Annotated in this window: 1 protein-coding gene; it reads right to left on the bottom strand. The window is 62.6% G+C overall.

Features of this window, described 5'->3' with window-relative positions; translation table 11 throughout:
* Nucleotides 1-91: 91 nt before the first annotated feature.
* Nucleotides 92-1,348 (bottom strand): IS701 family transposase, encoded by a 1,257-nt coding sequence (locus V2I08_RS20415; protein WP_021243113.1) that lies wholly within the window; start codon nt 1,346-1,348, stop codon nt 92-94.
* Nucleotides 1,349-1,439: the final 91 nt, after the last annotated feature.

Below are 1,439 nucleotides of genomic sequence, written 5' to 3'. Positions count from 1 at the left end.
CTAGCACTACTTTGGCAGAATTGCAGGATGTGCAGTTGCCAGGCATCCTCCGCAATGAGGGCAATGGCGCGGCGGCGCGCGCGATAAGCGGTCAAGGATAGCTTGGCGTACAGCCGGTAGGCTCGGCTGAGGGGGCGGACCGGAGACTCTTTTTTTTCCGCCCCGTCTGAGCGAGCCTTCGTGTTTGCAGGAAGGCATAGGCGATCATTGTCATGAGCGCATGGCGATGCAGCCCGGTCCACGAGCGGCCCTCGAAATGGTCGAGACCAAGTTCTTCCTTGAGTTGCTGATGCGCCTGTTCGCAGACCCAGCGCGCCTTGATGGCGCCGGCGACATCTTTGGCTGGCGTGTCGGCGGGAAGGTTGGAAAGATAGTATTTTCGCTCGCCGCTGGAGCGATGCTCGCCCACCAGCCAAGCCTCTTCGCCTGGCATGTGCTGTGCGCCAGCAGCACCGATCCGCTGTGGCGCGCCATCAGCGATCCGCACGCGCATGACAGCGAAGCGGGCGCTCAGACGGCCTTTGGTTCCGCGGCGCCAACTGATCTTCCGCCACTTCGCCTCCTCCAGCATGGTATGGGCGGCCAGGGATTTGACGTCGGGTACGTGCCGGACACGCGGTCGTCCACGTCCCGCCACCGGGAAGATCAACTGCACGTCTGAGGGATAGACCTTCTGGTGGCGGGGGATGCCGACCGCCCAGCAGAGGCCCCGTGCGCTGAGCGCCTGCCGGAACGGTGCGGACAGGCCATAACCGGCATCGGCCAGGACGCAGCCAAAGCGCACGCCGGCAGCGATGATGCGGTCGATCTCCTCAATCGCGATGTCAGGCTTTGTGCGATAGGCCCGAAATGCTTCGGGCACAGCCGCCTTGGCCATCCGTGCAGTGTCGCTGGTCCAGCTTTCCGGCAGGAACAGCCGCAAACCCAGCATGACCGGAACTTCTCCCGAGGCCAACGTCACCGATACCAAGGTCTGGCAGTTGGCGTTCTTGCCCAACACCGTGGCGTATTGCGGCGCGACACCGACCGAGGCCTTGCCCTTCTTGGGTAGCGCTGTGTCGTCGATGATAAGCCAGGCCTTGTCGCCGCCGACCAGCTCATCAGCCTGTCGCCACAACGTCGCCTCCAGCGGCGCGCTGTCCCAGATCCCTGCTCCGACGAAATGGTGTAGCCGGTCATAGCTGAGCGCGTCGATGCGTGCTGCCATCGGCTGGATACTCTTGCGATCGCCCGGGCCTATCAATCCGGCGATATAAGCCGGACACATCCGCCGCCGCGTCTTGTTGGCCAGAGCCTGCAAATACGGCTCAAGCCACTGTTCGAGGTCCCGCCGCCAATCCTCTTCCATCGCCAGCCTCCACAAAAGCTGGCTCCCTATGAATCACGCATTCCTCCGAAGGGGAATCCCAAAAATTACACTTCTGCCAAAGTAGTGCTAG

The organism is Sphingobium sp. MK2, from assembly GCF_040170545.1.
Classification (GTDB): Bacteria; Pseudomonadota; Alphaproteobacteria; order Sphingomonadales; family Sphingomonadaceae; genus Sphingobium.
This window is presented reverse-complemented; position numbering and strand designations above follow the sequence as displayed.